The organism is Clostridium sp. CTA-19, assembly GCF_054767855.1.
Map to the genome: position 1 here is coordinate 50319 of NZ_BAAABH010000003.1, position 16919 is coordinate 67237.

General features: G+C 26.4%; 12 protein-coding genes, 6 tRNA genes and 1 riboswitch. Of the genes, 11 read left to right on the forward strand and 7 right to left on the reverse strand.

From position 1 onward, the window contains the following. Positions 1 to 464 precede the first annotated feature (464 nt). The 9 genes from ACYUE0_RS02520 to ACYUE0_RS02560 all read left to right on the forward strand — a co-directional run bounded on the left by ACYUE0_RS02520 (position 465) and on the right by ACYUE0_RS02560 (position 5551). Positions 465 to 1031: a helix-turn-helix domain-containing protein gene (locus ACYUE0_RS02520; RefSeq protein ID WP_061994655.1), complete on the forward strand. Its 567-nt coding sequence runs from the start codon at positions 465 to 467 to the stop codon at positions 1029 to 1031. Positions 1032 to 1370: 339 nt separating this feature from the next. Continuing rightward, positions 1371 to 2180, forward strand: coding sequence for a pyrroline-5-carboxylate reductase (gene proC / locus ACYUE0_RS02525; RefSeq protein WP_061994654.1), 810 nt, complete (start codon positions 1371 to 1373; stop codon positions 2178 to 2180). Positions 2181 to 2686: 506 nt separating this feature from the next. Beyond that, positions 2687 to 2763: transfer RNA gene (locus tag ACYUE0_RS02530), tRNA-Arg, on the forward strand. A 6-nt stretch (positions 2764 to 2769) separates the two neighbouring features. Further along, positions 2770 to 2845 (forward strand) — tRNA-His (locus tag ACYUE0_RS02535). 5 nt (positions 2846 to 2850) lie between these two features. Beyond that, positions 2851 to 2925, forward strand: a tRNA-Gly gene (locus tag ACYUE0_RS02540). A gap of 4 nt (positions 2926 to 2929) precedes the next feature. Further along, positions 2930 to 3003 (forward strand) — tRNA-Gly (locus ACYUE0_RS02545). A gap of 63 nt (positions 3004 to 3066) precedes the next feature. Beyond that, positions 3067 to 3142 (forward strand) — tRNA-Pro (locus tag ACYUE0_RS02550). Between the two features lie 16 nt (positions 3143 to 3158). Next, positions 3159 to 3232: transfer RNA gene (locus tag ACYUE0_RS02555), tRNA-Gly, on the forward strand. A 165-nt stretch (positions 3233 to 3397) separates the two neighbouring features. Further along, positions 3398 to 5551: a YhgE/Pip domain-containing protein gene (locus ACYUE0_RS02560; protein WP_460269394.1), complete on the forward strand. Its 2154-nt coding sequence runs from the start codon at positions 3398 to 3400 to the stop codon at positions 5549 to 5551. 42 nt (positions 5552 to 5593) lie between these two features. Here ACYUE0_RS02560 and ACYUE0_RS02565 read toward each other — a convergent pair whose 3' ends face one another. From ACYUE0_RS02565 to cysK, 4 genes are all read right to left on the reverse strand, one after another. Next, positions 5594 to 7345, reverse strand: coding sequence for an ATP-dependent metallopeptidase FtsH/Yme1/Tma family protein (locus ACYUE0_RS02565; RefSeq protein ID WP_460269395.1), 1752 nt, complete (start codon positions 7343 to 7345; stop codon positions 5594 to 5596). Positions 7346 to 7834: 489 nt separating this feature from the next. Continuing rightward, complete coding sequence (locus ACYUE0_RS02570; protein WP_061996697.1) at positions 7835 to 8407, reverse strand: xanthine phosphoribosyltransferase; 573 nt, start codon at positions 8405 to 8407, stop codon at positions 7835 to 7837. 129 nt (positions 8408 to 8536) lie between these two features. Continuing rightward, a riboswitch (purine riboswitch) is annotated at positions 8537 to 8650 on the reverse strand. A gap of 118 nt (positions 8651 to 8768) precedes the next feature. Continuing rightward, on the reverse strand, positions 8769 to 9311 hold the full coding sequence (gene epsC / locus ACYUE0_RS02575; RefSeq protein ID WP_061996698.1) for a serine O-acetyltransferase EpsC: 543 nt from the start codon (positions 9309 to 9311) through the stop codon (positions 8769 to 8771). 24 nt (positions 9312 to 9335) lie between these two features. Further along, on the reverse strand, positions 9336 to 10247 hold the full coding sequence (gene cysK / locus ACYUE0_RS02580; RefSeq protein WP_460269396.1) for a cysteine synthase A: 912 nt from the start codon (positions 10245 to 10247) through the stop codon (positions 9336 to 9338). Between the two features lie 889 nt (positions 10248 to 11136). Here cysK and fliS point away from each other — a divergent pair. Next, on the forward strand, positions 11137 to 13914 hold the full coding sequence (gene fliS, locus ACYUE0_RS02585) for a flagellar export chaperone FliS (protein WP_061996700.1): 2778 nt from the start codon (positions 11137 to 11139) through the stop codon (positions 13912 to 13914). A gap of 52 nt (positions 13915 to 13966) precedes the next feature. On the opposite strand, the gene ACYUE0_RS02590 is transcribed toward fliS, so the two are convergent. Further along, complete coding sequence (locus tag ACYUE0_RS02590; RefSeq protein ID WP_460269397.1) at positions 13967 to 14515, reverse strand: TetR/AcrR family transcriptional regulator; 549 nt, start codon at positions 14513 to 14515, stop codon at positions 13967 to 13969. 184 nt (positions 14516 to 14699) lie between these two features. Here ACYUE0_RS02590 and ACYUE0_RS02595 point away from each other — a divergent pair, with 184 nt between their 5' ends. Continuing rightward, a complete protein-coding gene (locus ACYUE0_RS02595; RefSeq protein WP_061996702.1) occupies positions 14700 to 14948 on the forward strand; it encodes a DUF3892 domain-containing protein in 249 nt (82 codons plus the stop codon). A 101-nt stretch (positions 14949 to 15049) separates the two neighbouring features. On the opposite strand, the gene ACYUE0_RS02600 is transcribed toward ACYUE0_RS02595, so the two are convergent. Together ACYUE0_RS02600 and ACYUE0_RS02605 are read right to left on the reverse strand one after the other, a co-directional pair. After that, on the reverse strand, positions 15050 to 16078 hold the full coding sequence (locus ACYUE0_RS02600) for an FAD:protein FMN transferase (protein ID WP_460269398.1): 1029 nt from the start codon (positions 16076 to 16078) through the stop codon (positions 15050 to 15052). Between the two features lie 114 nt (positions 16079 to 16192). After that, positions 16193 to 16648, reverse strand: a complete 456-nt coding sequence (locus tag ACYUE0_RS02605) for an FMN-binding protein (protein ID WP_460269399.1) — start codon at positions 16646 to 16648, stop codon at positions 16193 to 16195. Between the last annotated feature and the right edge of the window lie 271 nt (positions 16649 to 16919).

Genomic DNA, 16919 nt, shown 5'->3' on the forward strand with positions numbered 1-16919 from the left:
CTATTTGGGGTATTCAAGTTTTGGAATGGATAATTTTAAAAGTCAACTTGGAACCCTATATAAACTTAAGGATATATATATAAATTTTTGTTATCAATTGATAAAAAATATAGTCAGTTAAATAGTGAGTAATAATCACCACAACTATTCACAATTAACTCTTAACTAAAATAAGCGTTAACTAGGAATGAAATATTAATTTTAAATTTTCTCATTTAATAAATGAATAAGTTTAAAATTTAATGTGAAACCCAATAGTGTGGTGCAAAATTATTTTACTATAAACTGAAAAGTTGATATTTTATTTAAGGGTTTAGAAAATATACCAAATTTTCACTATAATGAAAATATTTAATTAAAATTTAACGGAAATTATAGACAATAATACTAGTTTCGAGTATTATTAATATTAAGAAAAATGTTAAAAAATAGATAATTTCTATGTTGATGAAGAGGTGTAAATTTTGAAAAAAGATATTGGAAATAAAATAAAAGAACTAAGGTCAGATAAAAAAATGACATTAAGAGAATTAAGTGAAGCTACAGGACTTTCAATAGGTTTTTTGTCACAGTTAGAAAGAGGCCTTACTAGTATAGCTACAGATTCACTTATGAGAATAGCTGAAGCTTTAGATGTGGATTTAAATTATTTTTTTACTAATCCAAAGAGAAAGCATAGAGTAGTTTTAAAGAATTATGAAAAAGAAGTGGCTAAAATAGATAGTTCTATGTTTATAAATTATAACTTGACTACTAATCCTAATGATAAGGCTTTATTGCCAAGATTAATAGAAATATTACCTAATAACATAGAAGAAAATTTAACTCAATATAAACATGAAGGTGAAGAATTTATATATGTATTAGAGGGTGTTTTGACATTATATGTAGATAATGAACAGTACGAGTTATATCCTGGAGACACTGCTCATTATAGTTCACAAATAATGCATAACTTTGCTAATCACACAAGTAAAATAGTTAAAATTTTAGAGGTTCTTACACCAAATCCTTTTAAAGATAAAGAATAATATTTTGAAAAAATGTTTATGATTTTGGAAAATATATTATATGTGATATTAAAAAAAGTTGTCCAAGCAATTCTTTAGTGAGAGAAGAGAAAAAATTTTTAGTAAATTTGGAAAATTTCAAAATGTATGGTAAGTGTGTAGATATTTGTATAAAGTATGCTTACAAAACTAAAAAATATTTTGAAGTTTTATATTTAAAGTTACTTAAAATACTAGAATCAATTGTGTATAATAGATTTAACAAAATTAAAAGAAATCAAACCCAAACTATTTAAGATGATATAATTGAAAAAACACAACAACAACTTTAAATAGGAATATAAAAGGATGGTAAGATAAATGAATAAAATAATTGGATTTATTGGTTCAGGAAATATGGGTAAAGCTATGATTGGTGGAATAATAAAATCTAATCTAGTTAAACCAAATCAAGTTATTATTTCTGATTTAAATGAAAGTAAGTTAGAGGAGATAAAGAGAGAATTTGATGTACTTACTACAACAAATTCTAATGAAGTAGCAAAGAAAGCAGATATATTATTTTTAGCTATTAAACCTAATGTTTATGATATAGTTATGAAAGAAATTAAAAAAGATTTATCTCAGGATAAAGTTATAGTAACTATAGCAGCTGGAAAAACTATACAGGATATTGAAAATGTATTAGGGGAAGATACGAAAATAGTAAGAACAATGCCTAATACTCCAGCGTTAGTAAATGAAGGAATGTCAGCACTTTGCAAGAATAAGAATGTATCAGAAGAAGAATTAAATAATATAAAAGATATATTTGAAAGTTTTGGAAAAGCTGAGGTTGTTTCTGAATACTTAATAGATTCTGTAATAGGGATTAGTGGATCATCTCCAGCTTATGTGTTTATGTTTATAGAAGCATTGGCAGATGGTGCAGTAATAGGTGGAATGCCAAGGGATAAGGCATATAAGTTTGCAGCGCAAGCGGTTTTAGGTTCTGCAAAAATGGTATTAGAAACAGGAATGCACCCAGGAGCATTAAAGGATATGGTTTGTTCACCAGGAGGAACCACTATTGAAGCTGTTAGAAGTTTAGAAAAAAGCGGTTTTAGAGCTTCAGTTATAGAAGCAGTAGTTGATTGTATGAAAAAATCAGAAGAAATGACTAAAAAATAATTATGTAATTAAAACTGTATTATAGGGTTCCAAGTTGACTTTTAAAATTATCCATTCCAAAACTTGGATACCTAAAATAGTGAGACATGCTCCGAATCACTTAAATTTCAACACTACATCTTGTGTGAAAATAATTTAAAGTTATTGAATAAATTTAAATTGGAGCTTGTTTCTCTATAGAAATAGATTGTAATACAGTTTTGATTCTATATTTTCTTAGATACATAAATTAAAATTTTACAATATAATTGATTTATTTGGAATAGGTTTTATGGTATTATTTTATTTTAAGTGTAAGGTTAAAAAATAATAATAAGAGTAAATTTACAATGATTTTAAGTAAAATGTAGTAAGGTTTAAGTTTTTTTATAGTAAATATATTATATTATTTTAAAAAATATAAAAAACACCAAAAATTTTAAAAAAATACTTGCATAACAAAAAGAACTATGATAATATTATTTTTGTCGTCAGGAGCAAAAGTTAAATGATTGACAAGTAAATGTGCGTTTTTAGCTCAGTTGGATAGAGCAACGCCCTTCTAAGGCGTGGGCCAGGGGTTCGAATCCCTTAAAACGCACCATGTATGGTGACCGTAGTTCAGTTGGTAGAGCACCAGGTTGTGGCTCTGGGTGTCGTGGGTTCGAGTCCCATCGGTCACCCCATATATGCGGGAGTGGCTCAGTGGTAGAGCGTCACCTTGCCAAGGTGAACGTCGCGAGTTCGAATCTCGTCTTCCGCTCCAATTTGCGGGTGTAACTCAATGGTAGAGTGCTAGCCTTCCAAGCTAGTTACGAGGGTTCGATTCCCTTCACCCGCTCCAATTATTTTTTGAAGTTACTTGAAAAAATAAGTTAAATATGGTAATATATATATAATTTGATATCGGGGTGTGGCGCAGATGGGAGCGCGCGTGGTTTGGGACCATGAGGTCGCAGGTTCAATCCCTGTCACCCCGACCACTTTTAACACAATTATGCGGGTGTAACTCAATGGTAGAGTGCTAGCCTTCCAAGCTAGTTACGAGGGTTCGATTCCCTTCACCCGCTCCAAAAAAAGATAGCTATTAAGCTATCTTTTTTTGTTGTATAAAAATATTTAGTCTGTTAATTAAATTAAAAGGCAATAATATAAGTTTTTGCATAAGTTTTTATTAAAGTGTAAATCTATAACTATATATATAATTAAAATATTGTTAATAGAGAGGTGTGAATTAGTTGAAAAATATATTTCAGATATATAGAAGAGATTTAAAAATGCTTTTTACAAACTATGTTGCAATTATAATTATTTTAGGATTATGTATTTTACCATCATTGTATGCGTGGTTTAATATTAAAGCTTGTTGGGACCCATATGGAAACACGAAGGGAATTAAAGTAGCTGTTGTAAATAAAGATTCTGGATATAAATTTGATAACATTGATTTGAAATTAGGAGAAGAAATTGTTTCAGAATTAAAAAACAATCATGATATTGGATGGGTTTTTACTGATCAAAAGGATGCAGATTATGGAGTTAATCATGGTAAATATTATGCAAGTATCATAATTACAGAGACATTTTCAAAAGATATTACTTCATTTTTAGAGAAAAATCCTAAAAAACCTCAGCTTATATATAATGTTAATGAAAAAATTAATGCAGTAGCACCTAAAATAACAGAAAAAGGTGCATCTAGTTTACAAGAGACCGTATCTAAAAACTTTATTGAGATGGTTAATGGTATTATATTTGAAAATTTTAATAAAATAGGTGTTGAAATTGAAGGTCAAAGACCTACTTTGAAAAAATTAATTAATGTAATCTCTAACTTAAATAATAATATGGATGAAATTGAAACAGTAGTAAATGAACTTTATGAAGGTTCAATAACCGCTAAGGAATTTATAGATAAAATTGAAAGTAATATTCCAATTTTAAAAGAAACTTTGAATTCAGCAATAGAGGTAGGAAATCAGAGTGAGAAGTTTATTCAAAGAGGTAAAGAAGATATAGACACTATAGCTCCATTTGTAAAAGAAAGCTTAATATTTGTAAGGGATAAAGCTAAAGAAATTAATATAGTGATAGAAGGAATAGTAGACTCTACCAATGGAGTTGAAGTAACCGATGGGCTTAAAAGGATTCGAACATTATTTTATAACATGGATGCAAAGATAACAAACTTAGTAGATACTATAGACAGAATTAACAATGTAGCTAACAATGAAGTTTTAGAGCAATTATCGGCACAATTGAAGAATTTTTCTCAAAGGATTAATGAAAAAATACAAGTAGTAGATCAATTGATTAAAGCTGCAAGCGAAGGTCAAACTATTGGTAAGGATGCTCTAGAAGGATTAAAAGATATAAATAATGATATAATTAACTTTTTAGATGGAAAGATAAATTCTTTTGATTCAGAGATTAAACCAGCATTAGATAATGTTATAAATAAATTAAACACAATAATAGATAATTCGTTGAATTTATTAAATGAAGCAAAGGGAGATATTCCTAAAGTAGAACAAATATTAGAAGTAGGAGAAAAAGGTAGTGAATTAGGCATAGAGGGAATAGAAGAGCTTAAGAAAAATTTACCTTATATAAGAGAAACTTTATCTAAAATTAATGATAAAACTACTATTTTTCAAGATGAAAAACTTGTAGATAAAATATTAGAATTATTAAAAATAGATCCTAATGTTGCAAAAACATTTATATCTACACCAGTGGAACTAGTAGAAAACGATTTATATAAGATTCCTAACTATGGTTCTGCTATGTCACCATTCTATACAGTTTTAGCAATATGGGTAGGTACATTAATTTTATCTTCTATACTAACTGTGGATGTATATGAATTTGACGATAAGAGAATTTTAAAAAATTATGAGAAATTTTTTGGAAAATATTTATTCTTCCTAACAATAGCACTTATTCAGGGATTAATTGTTGCTATAGGAGATAAGTATTTACTTGGATGTTATATTGTAAATATGAAATTATTTATAATATCTACAATAATATCCTCTGTAGTATTTTCTATGATAGTCTATACTTTAGTTTCCGTTTTGGGTAACGTAGGTAAAGCCATTGGAGTTATATTATTAGTACTTCAGGTTGCAGGCTCTGGAGGGACTTTTCCAATAGAAGTAACACCACCATTTTTCCAAGCTATTAATCCATTTCTACCATTTACATATGCAATAGGAGTTATGAGGGAAGCAGTAGCTGGACCGATAAGGGATAATGTGATTTATGATATAAAAATGTTAGTAATATATTTTATAGGTGCGGTATTTATTGGTGTTATTTTGAAAAAACCGTTAGATAATATAACTGAAAAATTTAATAAGAAATTTAAGGAAAGTGGATTGTCTGAATAAAAATAAAGCTGTAAGGTGTATCTTACAGCTTTATTTTTTTAATTAATTATTTTGTTCAATTAATTTTAGTATACAATCATAAGAAAGGGTTTCCTTATCCATTAGTTCGTTAGCTAAAATATTAAGATTATCTATATTGTCTAATAAAAGTGTTTTCGTTTTAAAATATAAAGTATCTATTGTGTCTTTACATTCATCTAACACCATTTTAGCACTAGCATTTTGAATTGATGTCGGCATCTCTGAAAGTCTTAAAAGTCCAAGAGATTTCCCCATACCATATTCAGCTATCATATTGTAAATCATATTACTGCTTTGTTTTAAATCACTATAAGCACCGGTAGTAATATGATTTTCACCAAAAATAAGTTCTTCTGCAGCTCTACCACCTAAAAAAACCATAATTTTTTTTGATAAATACTCTAAATTTTGATAACTTTTATCAGTAGGTAAAGTTAAAGTATATCCACCAGCACCTTTGGTAGTTGGAATAATACTTACTTTTGATACTTTTTCTTCAGGAAGTTCTAACAATGAAATTAAACAATGCCCAGCTTCATGATAGGCTGTTATTTTTTTATCTTCATATTTAAAAGATGAAGTATTAATTTTTTCATGTCCAGCAATTATTGTTGAAAAAGCTGTGTCTATATGTTCATTAGTAATAAAATCACTAGATTCCTTACAAGCAAGTATCGCAGCTTCATTTATTAAATTTTCAATTTTAGCACCGGAAAAATAAGCGGTTTTAATGGCTATATCTTTTATATTTAAATTGTTAAAAGGCTTATTTTTAAGATGTAATGAAATAATTTTTTCTCTTGCTGATACATCAGGGAGACCTATCTCAATATGTCTATCAAATCTGCCGGGTCTTAAAAGGGCAGGATCTAGTATATCTAATCTATTAGTGGCCGCAATAACAATTATACCTTCATCTTCATTGAATCCAGACATTTCAGTCAATAGAGCATTTAGTGTTTGATCTTTTTCTTCAGAACTACCATTAGTGCTATTGCTACGTTTTTTACCAATAGCATCAATTTCATCAATAAAAATAACAGCTTTTTTATGTGCCTTAGCTTTTTTAAATAGGTTACGAACTCTACTAGCACCAACACCTACATAAACTTGAATAAAGTCTGAACCGGATACGGCATAAAATGGAACATTGGCTTCACCAGCTATAGCCTTAGCAAGCAAAGTTTTACCAGTTCCAGGATCTCCATATAAAATTACTCCCTTGGGAACACGAGCGCCATATTTTTTATACTTTTCGGGAAACTTAAGATAATCAACGATATCTTTAACACTTTCTTTAGCTTCTTCATTACCAGCTAAAGAATTAAAATTAAATTTTTCTTTTGCAACTGAAGACACATCCTCTGTATTTAAAGAAGATATACCACCTTTTGATTTCTTTTTAGAAATTGTAGAAATAGTTAAATAGCCTATAGAAATTATTAAAAATATAGAAGATATTGTTTGTAACATATATGTATTTGATTTATCTTTTACGGAAACATTTTTGCTAAGTAATGTTTCTCTTAATGTATTGCTATCTGGATTATCTGTTAAATAGCTTGTCCCATTGTTTAAAAGAACTTCTATCTTAGGAGATGGAACTAAATAAACAGTAGATACGGAATGGGTATTTAAATCATTTAAAAACTCATTATAGGGTTTAAAATCTATTTTTGAACTTTTAAAGCTTATTGCTACCATTATAGAAAAAGATATAAGTATGGTGGCAATTGCTGTAATAAAGTAAATTTTATTTTCATTTTTTTTCACTTATAAAAACCCTCCTTAAAAGTTATTATAGGGAAACAAGCTCCAATTTAAATTTATTCAATAACTTTAAAATATTTTCACACAAGATACAGTATTGAATTTTAAGTGATTCGGAGTATGTCTCACTATTTTAGGTATCCAAGTTTTGAAATGGATAATTTTAAAAGTCAACTTGGAACCCTATATATTAATCAATAAAAAAGGCAATCAAGAATTAAAGGAGCTTGATTGCCGAGGTGAATTATAGTAATTAAAGTTTAAAAATATAAATTTTAAAGATGGCTAATATATTTTAAAAAATTATATTATTATATTCACCAATAACTACAAGCTATAATATAATTATATTTGTTTTGAAAACTATGTCTAATTAAAATCATATAAATTGGTAATGTAAGTTATGGAAATATAGTTAATTAATAAATAGTTAAAAATAAGAACCACGAAATATGAAATTCATGGTTCTTATTTTATGTTATGTATTTTATATTATTTAAAATAGATTTTTCCAGCATCCATTTTTTCGATTATTGCTAAAGATTCTACTTTTATATCTTTTTCTTCAAGAACTTTTCTTCCTGGTTGGAATCCTTTTTCTATAACAATACCTACTCCTACAACATTAGCTTCCCCTTGCTTTATAATGTCTATTAAACCTAGTGCTGCACACCCGTTAGCTAAAAAATCATCTATTATTAGGATGTTTTCACCTTTTTTAATGAAATTTTTTGATGCCATAACAGTATAATCTTTTTTCTTTGTAAATGAATGTACCTTACTTGTATATAGTTCGCTATCTATATTCAATGAATCTGTTTTTTTAGCAAAAACTACTGGAACATAGTCAAAATATTGAGCAGCTATTCCTGCTATAGCAATTCCAGATGCTTCTATAGTTAATATCTTATCTATTTTATGATCTTTAAATCTTTCTTTAAATTCTTTTCCAATCTCATTGAAAAATTTTATATCCATTTGATGATTTAAAAATTTATCTACTTTCAAAATATTTCCTTCTCTAACAACACCTTCAGTTAAGATTTTATTTTTTAAACTTTCCATATTATACCTCCGCCAATAAATTTGTAACATTTAAATTATTATATTAAAAAAATCCTAGACCAATTGTCTGTCTAGGAATATATTAAATAATCGTTTTAAAACTAATCATTTAAATAAAGATATGTATTTATATCTTAACTTTATATTCGTAGTCAGGAATTTCAGGTATCCTGGTAGAAACGCTCAAACCTTAATGTATATTGATATAATTAAGCATATACGAAACTTATATTTAATTTTATATAAGATATATAAATATATTAAATAAAATTATAACACACATAGGTATAGAATTTCAAAAATAAGTTTATTTAAATTAAAAAAGTGTCTTTTAAAATCATATAAAAGACACCTTTTTTTCTTAAATAACTTCTATTGTTTTGAATTGAGGATCATAGGTTCTTATAACTGTTGCTGGAATTCCAACAGCGGTACTATTGCTTGGGATTGGTTTTACTACTACAGAGTTAGCTCCAATCTTAGAATTATCGCCAACAGTTATAGGACCTAAAATTTTAGCGCCACAACCTATAATTACATTGTTTCCTATAGTTGGATGACGTTTACCACTATGATGACCTGTACCTCCTAAAGTTACACCATGATATATTACTACATCTTCACCAACTATAGCTGTTTCTCCAATTACAACACCCATACCATGGTCAATAAAAAGTCTTCTACCAATTTTAGCACCAGGATGAATTTCAATTCCTGTTAAGGATCTGCTAAATTGAGAAATCAGTCTAGCTAGAAAATAAAAGTTATGATTGTATAATTTATTTGAAATCCTATAGAAAAGCAGTGAATATATACAAGGATATAAAAATCCTTCTGGAGTACTTTTGATAGCAGGGTCTTGCTTTTTTATAGTTTTTAAGTCTTCTCTAAGATATTTAAACATTAAAGTCACATCCTTATATTAGTGCTATGAAAAAACATTCATAGAAATATATTTTTCACCACCATCTGGAGAAATTGCTAAGACTTTGTGATTAGGACCTAACTTTTTCGCTATTTGAATTGCAGCGAAAACATTTGCTCCAGATGAAATTCCAAGGAATAATCCTTCTAATTTAGCTAAATCATTAGCTGTTTTGAAGGCATCTTCATCACTGACAGTCATTATTGAATCTACAATTGATGGATCGAAAAGTTTAGGGATAAAACCAGCACCAATACCCTGTATTTTATGAGGTGATGGTTTTTTACCGGATATTACTGCTGAGTTTAAAGGTTCGACGGCAATTATTTCAACAGAGTTATTATATTCTTTTAATTTTTTACCTATACCTGTAATTGTTCCAGAAGTACCTACACCAGCAACAAAGGCAGATAAATTTGGTAAATCGTTTATTATTTCTAGTGCAGTACTTTCATAATGCTTTTTAGGATTATTAATATTTTCAAATTGTTGAGGTATAAAATAATTAGGATTCTCACTAGCAAGTTCTAAAGCTTTTTCTATAGCTCCATTCATTCCTTTACTACCATCAGTAAGAATCAATTCAGCACCATAAGCTTTAATTAAGTTTCTTCTTTCAAAGCTCATAGTCTCTGGCATAACTAGAGCAACTTTATATCCTTTAAGACGACCAATCATGGCTAAAGCTATACCAGTATTTCCACTTGTAGGCTCTAAAATTATAGAGTTAGAATTTAAAAGTCCGTCTTTTTCAGCAGCTTCTATCATTCCAAGAGCGGCTCTATCTTTAATACTTCCTGCAGGATTATATTTTTCAAGTTTTACATAAACCTCAGCCATATCTTTTGAAGTTAATGAATTTAACTTTACTATAGGTGTTTTACCTATCATATCTAAAATGTTTTCGTATAACATAATTTACCTCCTAAAATTTTTAATAATACATTAAGTTAATAGATTAAAGTTTTAAAAATTATCAATTGATAAGTTATTATTTGATTTATAGATTGCAATTCTATATAAAAAGGGTATAAAAAAACTCCGTCTCTATAAATAAGAGACGAAGATTATACTCCGTGGTTCCACTCTAATTGGGTAAAAAAACCCCACTTGAAAATCGAATACAAATTTATATTCTATCGCTATAACAGGCGAACCTGGAAATTCATACTATAAGGCATATTTATATTTAAATAATACCTACTTTCAGAACTCAGCTCAGAAGGGCACTTCTCATAAACCTATATTAGGAGTATTATATTAAATAATAAACCTTAAAGGATTCTCACCAACACCTTTTCTCTGTAAATTAGTATTTATGATACTTTTCTTCTTCAACGCATTTTAAAATTAATGTTATTATAAAACAATTACAAGTATATAGCAAGTAAGAAAAATTAAAAAATCTATTTTAATATTAAATAATAAATTCACTATCTATTCTAATATCAAATAATAAATTGGTTAGCTATTGAAAAATTCAATACTATAAATAATAAAATAATTTTTTGAAATTAACTGGAACTTTCTATTAAATTTAAGTATATTGTTAAGTAGAGAAAGGTATAATGCTTTTTATAATATCCTTGTCAATACAGTGACATATAGACAATGTATTGTAAGTAAGTATTATATAGGGAAATAAGCTCTAATTTAAAATTGTTCATAAATCTAAAAAAATTTTCATTTTAAATTTTTATTAAATTTAAAGTTATTTTGTATTCCTATATCAACTAAAGTAGTTGATAATTAAAATTTATAATAAAATATTATATTATATATAGTATTTAAGGAGTGAAAAATTGTGATACTAAAAAATCAAATAAAATTCTTACAAAGGTCTTATGAGAATGTTGAAAAGTTCAATTTTTACTTAAGTATATCTAATCCTAAGGAAAGTTGTGAAGTAGCCTTAGTTCTGAAAAGACATTATCAGTGGGTTCTCAAAAATTCATTTTGTAAAGAGGTCGAAGATAATCAATTAATAAAATTTTTTAATGATTTAGTTAAAGATTTAAGCTATATACCTGCAGCAAAATTAGAATATGATGATCTTAAAAAGCTTGTAACATGTCACTTTTCTTTAGGAGAACTATACATACAAAAAAATAATAGAAGTTTTGCACAAGAGCATTTTGAAAAGGTTATAGAAGTACTTTCAGTTATTACTAAAGAACAAAGTAGACTTTTTAATATGGTTCAAGATAATAGTGATATTACTATATTTGAGTTGTCTATGTGGGCAAGAAAAAATTTAGGGGATATATGTAGTGATGTAGAAAAGTCTTTAGAGCTTTATGAACAAATTGTAAGCGATAGAGAATTCTTATTCCTAGAGAAAAATAAATGTATATATTATGCAGCTAAAACAATAAGTGATGTGGATAGAGCTTATGATGCAGCAATAAATGTATTAAAGGTTATACCATATTATGAGAATGTAGATAAAGATGTAGTAGTATTTTTAAAAGATAAGGAAAGCTATATAAAATCTTTAGAGATTTGTTATAATCAATATTTAAAAACTAAGGATAAATATTTTATAGATATTGCATCACAATGTTGCAAAGAAACTAAAAAATTTACAATGGAATATCTTCAAAAGGTAATAGAAATTTTAAATGAAACATTATATTCATTAGATTTTAAACAGTGGAAAGTACTTTCTAAAACATTATATGATGGAATAAAAATTGATGATATTTTATTTGAAGGATTTGTGAAGTATTTAAATAATATGCTAATAAAAATAAGTTATAAAAATGGTGACTATAAGTATTTTGATGTTTGTATAGATATTTTAAGAGAAGTATATGATGATTTAGATAATAAAAAGTATAATAATAAATTAGTTAGAGATTTAGAAGAAAACATAATATTTTATTTCATGGTTGCTGCTTTTAATAATGGATTTTATGATGAAAGTATTGAGTGTTCAACAAAATTATTATCAATAAATGAAGTACACAAGATAGATTTTGATATAAATATAATAAATGAAATACTTAGAATTAGTGTAAATAAGTTAATAGGAACTAAGAATACATTAGAAAGTTATCCATGGAGTGATTTAGTAGGTAAATTAAAAAATGTTAGTGAAAAATGCAATATGGAAACTGATATAGAATATAATGAACAATGTAGGATTATGGGAAGAGGCATAAAAGTATTAGAAATATTACCTAAATATATAAATGAAGAAAGTATTTTAGATAAATTAATTGAGGAAAATAGTGAATTTAAAGAAAAAATAGATAAAGAAGAATATGTAATTTTAGAAAGTAGCCAAAAGAATTTAGATTTAGCAGATATATCTGTTGTAATGTTAAAAACCAGCAGTGGAGATTTAAAACAAGACATATTAAACTCAGTAGAAATATATAAAAAGAAAAATTTAAGTAAAGTTTTATTTGTTATAAAAGGGGTAGAACATTTTACTAAAAAAGAGATTGAAGAGTTTAATAGTTGGTTAGAAAAAAGGGGAATTGATATAAATATTTCATTCTATAATGGTAAAAATTACAATGATGTACTTGAAAAAATACAAGTTTTACATCCTAATAATATAACTATGTATAGATATAATGAATTTTATAATAACCTTTCTAAAGAATTAAATTATATAAATCAAGAGTGTGAAGATGAATTCTTGAAAAAAGGTTTAGAAGTTCAACTTATGGAAGAAGCTAGCTTTAAGTATAAAGAATTTGATGATGAAGTTAAATCTAATATAGAAAACTTTAAGAATAGGGTAACTCAAGATACTAATTTATTACAGGAGTATATTAACACAAAAATAAATACTATTGTTCCAGCAGTAATAGAAGAAAATGTTAAAGTAGTTGATGAATTAAAAGAAAGTAAGAATATTAGAGAAGAAGCTAGAAATAAAGTTTCAGAAGAGATTTTAATATGGTATAAAGAAAATATGAATAAGCTTATGAAAAGTCAATTTGATATATTCTTAAGTAAATATGAAAAGATATATTTTAATGAGTTAGAAGTTATAAGAAATATAAATAATAACACTAACAAAGTTATACCAATATCAGAAGAATTTGCTAAAGAATTTAAAGAAATTAAGTTTATAGAAAATCATAAATTAAAAGAAAAAATTTCTATTTGTTATGAGGATTATATAAATAGTTTAGATGATGAAATAAGTTTATTCCCTAAAAAGAATGTTTTGAAAAATTTAACATCTGGGTTATCTACTATATTTTCAAAACAAAATGAAAAAGATGGTGGGAAGTATGAAACTATAAAAAGAGAAATTATAGAGGATTCTATAATAGTTTGTGATAATTTATATTCCGCTATATTCAGTTCAGTGGAAGAATTAACTTTAAAATTACATTTGGAAATAGAAAGTGTATATAAAGAATTATTAGAGAAATTAACTCAATATAAATTGCTTTCAAATAAAATTTTAGAAATTAAAAAAATAGAAAGAGCAGAATTGAAAAATAGAAATAATGAAATAAGTAAGAATATAGAGTTTGTTAATGTTCAACTTGAAAAATATAAGAAACAAATTCTGCAAGGATTAGTTTATAATAAGGGATTTGTTTATAAAGCATAATAAAAATAGTAGAAGGTGTGAAAAAATATACACCTTCTACTATTTTTATTAGTTAGAATTTATTAGACATCAATTTATCTACTAATATAGATAAAAGATTAAGATTTTCTTTCCTTGAACTATGTGAATTTATTATAAGTTCGTTAATATAATCTAAAATAGCCTTAACAAAAGTAGTGCTATAAAGATAGTTAACAATATCCTTTGGGTTGTGTTCAAAGGAGTTAATTATATGGGCAATAGAATTTATTACATAGTCATTTTGTTTTTCTAATAAATCTAAATTTATAGATTCAGTATTAAAAGCTTTTCTAGAACACATATCATCGTACAGTATTTCTATAAGTTTATCCATTCTTGAATTAGTATCAAGTGAATTTAATTTTTTTATTTTATTAAAAGTATAATTCCAACTATCTTCCAGTAGTTTTATGAAAATTTTACTTTTATTAGGAAAATAATTAAAAACTGTACCAATTGGAAGATTGCATTTCTTGGCTATAAGTTTCATATCAACTTTTTCGTAGCCTCTTTGAATAAACAAATCTTTTGCACAATTAACTATACTACTTTCAACATCCTTATTACTGATATTGGGCACTCTCAAACCACCTCATAAATTATTATTTACTTGTACAAAGATGTACAATTTATAAAGTATATAATAATGATTATAGGTTTGGACAAAAGAATTTGTCAACCTAAATAAAATACGCAATAAATTATATTTTAAATTGAATAAATTTTGAATATATAAAACATAATATTCACAAGAGGTGATATTTATGAATAAAAATCAATCAAAAAATGAAAATTTAACTATTCAAAAAGTAAGAAAAAATTCTGAAGGTGATATAACTGATGTGATGCTATCCAATGGAGAAGCTTATCCTGTAAAAGAAGCAATAGATATGACCAAAAATGGAATGATAAATGGAGTTAATGTGGGAAAAGCTAAAAATGGAAGAGAATTCATAAAAAGTAATCCTAATGGAACAGAAGAAGATAACTTAAGCAATAAACCAATATTTTAAAGATATATTCTATTAATATAAAAGAGAAAAGGTGTACTATAAATTAAATTGCTATCTGTCAAAGAGATATGATAGCAATCAATTTATAGTACACCTTTTTATCAATTTTTCAATTTATAGTTAGCATTAGTAACATTAAAATTATCTTTAAGTCCATCGCTTAAATATATTTCATTATCTTTAGTTATAAAAATAGCATCTATATTTTCTAAAGAATTTATGAATTTCAACCCTTCATCACAGCCAAGGGCAAATGTAGTGGTAGATAATGCATCGCCATCGACAGATTTATCACTAATTATAGTTACACCTAAAAGATCATTTTCATAAGGGTAACCAGTTTTAGGGTTAAGTATATGATGATATTTTTTACCATTTTCCTCAAAAAAACGTTCATATACACCAGAAGTAACTATAGATTTATCATTAACTAATAGATTTCCTACAGTGCTATTTGATTCATTAGGATCTTGTATACCTATTCGCCACTTATTACCATCTTCTTTATTTCCTAAAATATATAAATTTCCACCAAGGTTAATCATAGCACTATTAACATTGTGCTTTTTTAATATGTCAGTAAGTACATCTGCAGCATAGCCTTTGGCAATACCACCTAAATCAATAATCATATTAGGATTTTTAAGAAAAATAGTTTTATTGCTATCATCTAAAATAACATCTTTATAGTTTATAAGGGATTTCTTTTCATTAATTTCTGCATCGCTAGGAACACGGGCAGAATCAGTTCCTATACCCCAAAGTTTAACAATAGGGCCAATAGTTATATCAAAGTTTCCATCAGATAAAGAACTATAGTTTATTCCACCTTTTATAATATTATATGTATCATCGCTTACTGAAACTGCTGATTTTCCAGACATAGCATTAACCTTATCAAGTTCTGTATTTTCTTTATTTATACTAACTAGATTTTCCAAATCAGTAAGTTTATTAAAACATTCATCTAATATAGTACTATTTTTTGAATCAAAAATTTGAACTGTACATACAGTACCCATAATAAGTTCAGTTCTTGAAAGTGGTTCTGATGGTGTTTTTGAACAACCAGCTAAAAATAGTATAGATAAAATAACAAAAGTAAAAGAATATTTTTTTAGTTTATTCATATTTTATCCTCCGTTTAATGTATAGAATATAAAGTAAATAAAGTTATATTTTTTTATTATTATATCATAAAAAAGCTTTAGGATTTTAACCTAAAGCTTTTAGAAAACTATAAATTATTTTGTAGGCTTAACTTTAACTGTTTCAGTATTTCCTTTATTAGCTGAATTTAAAGCTTCTTTAGCTAATAACTTAAAATCATTAGATGAAGTAGTTGCACCAGAAATATTATCTATTTCATCTGCATTTCCTTTTTCTATTAATGCAGTGCTAAATTCTTTTGAAAATTTAGCAGGATAAGAATCTGAAGCTTTTTTCATATTTTCTTCATATTCTTTATCTTCACTTTTAAGTTTTCCTTCAGCATTTACATAATCAGATTTAGCTTCTGTTATTTTCCCGTCTGTAATTTTTATTTCAACAAAGCCTATCCAACCATGGTCATCAGCTTCAGAATATTCAGCTTTATAACTTCCGTCTTGTGGACCCTTAGCAGTTGAAGAACCACATCCAACTAATAGTGTTCCTGCTACTAATGTTGCACCTATAATACTAACTAATTTTTTGTTCATAAAAAAACCTCCTGTTAAAACTAAAATAAATTTTATTTTATATTGACTAAAAAAAAACAATAAATTTAATAAATTCAATTTCAAGAATTCTCTATTTATTATTAATTTTATATAAAAAATAAGAAAAAGTAAAGATTATTATAGAAAAATTAAAATAAATTTAAAAAAAAGCTGTATTTAGCCAAATTTGATATGTAATAGTTAAATAGTAGGTTGAAACAGGGAATTATAAAAACTTAAATTTTAAATTATACGAAAATAGCAGTTATTT

Coding starts and splice junctions, on each gene's coding strand:
- proC (WP_061994654.1), top strand. CDS start 1,371: ATGAATAAAATAATTGGATTTATTGGTTCAGGAAATATGGGTAAAGCT.
- ACYUE0_RS02570 (WP_061996697.1), bottom strand. CDS start 8,407: ATGGAAAGTTTAAAAAATAAAATCTTAACTGAAGGTGTTGTTAGAGAA.
- epsC (WP_061996698.1), bottom strand. CDS start 9,311: ATGTTTAAATATCTTAGAGAAGACTTAAAAACTATAAAAAAGCAAGAC.
- cysK (WP_460269396.1), bottom strand. CDS start 10,247: ATGTTATACGAAAACATTTTAGATATGATAGGTAAAACACCTATAGTA.
- ACYUE0_RS02595 (WP_061996702.1), top strand. CDS start 14,700: ATGAATAAAAATCAATCAAAAAATGAAAATTTAACTATTCAAAAAGTA.
- ACYUE0_RS02600 (WP_460269398.1), bottom strand. CDS start 16,078: ATGAATAAACTAAAAAAATATTCTTTTACTTTTGTTATTTTATCTATA.
- ACYUE0_RS02605 (WP_460269399.1), bottom strand. CDS start 16,648: ATGAACAAAAAATTAGTTAGTATTATAGGTGCAACATTAGTAGCAGGA.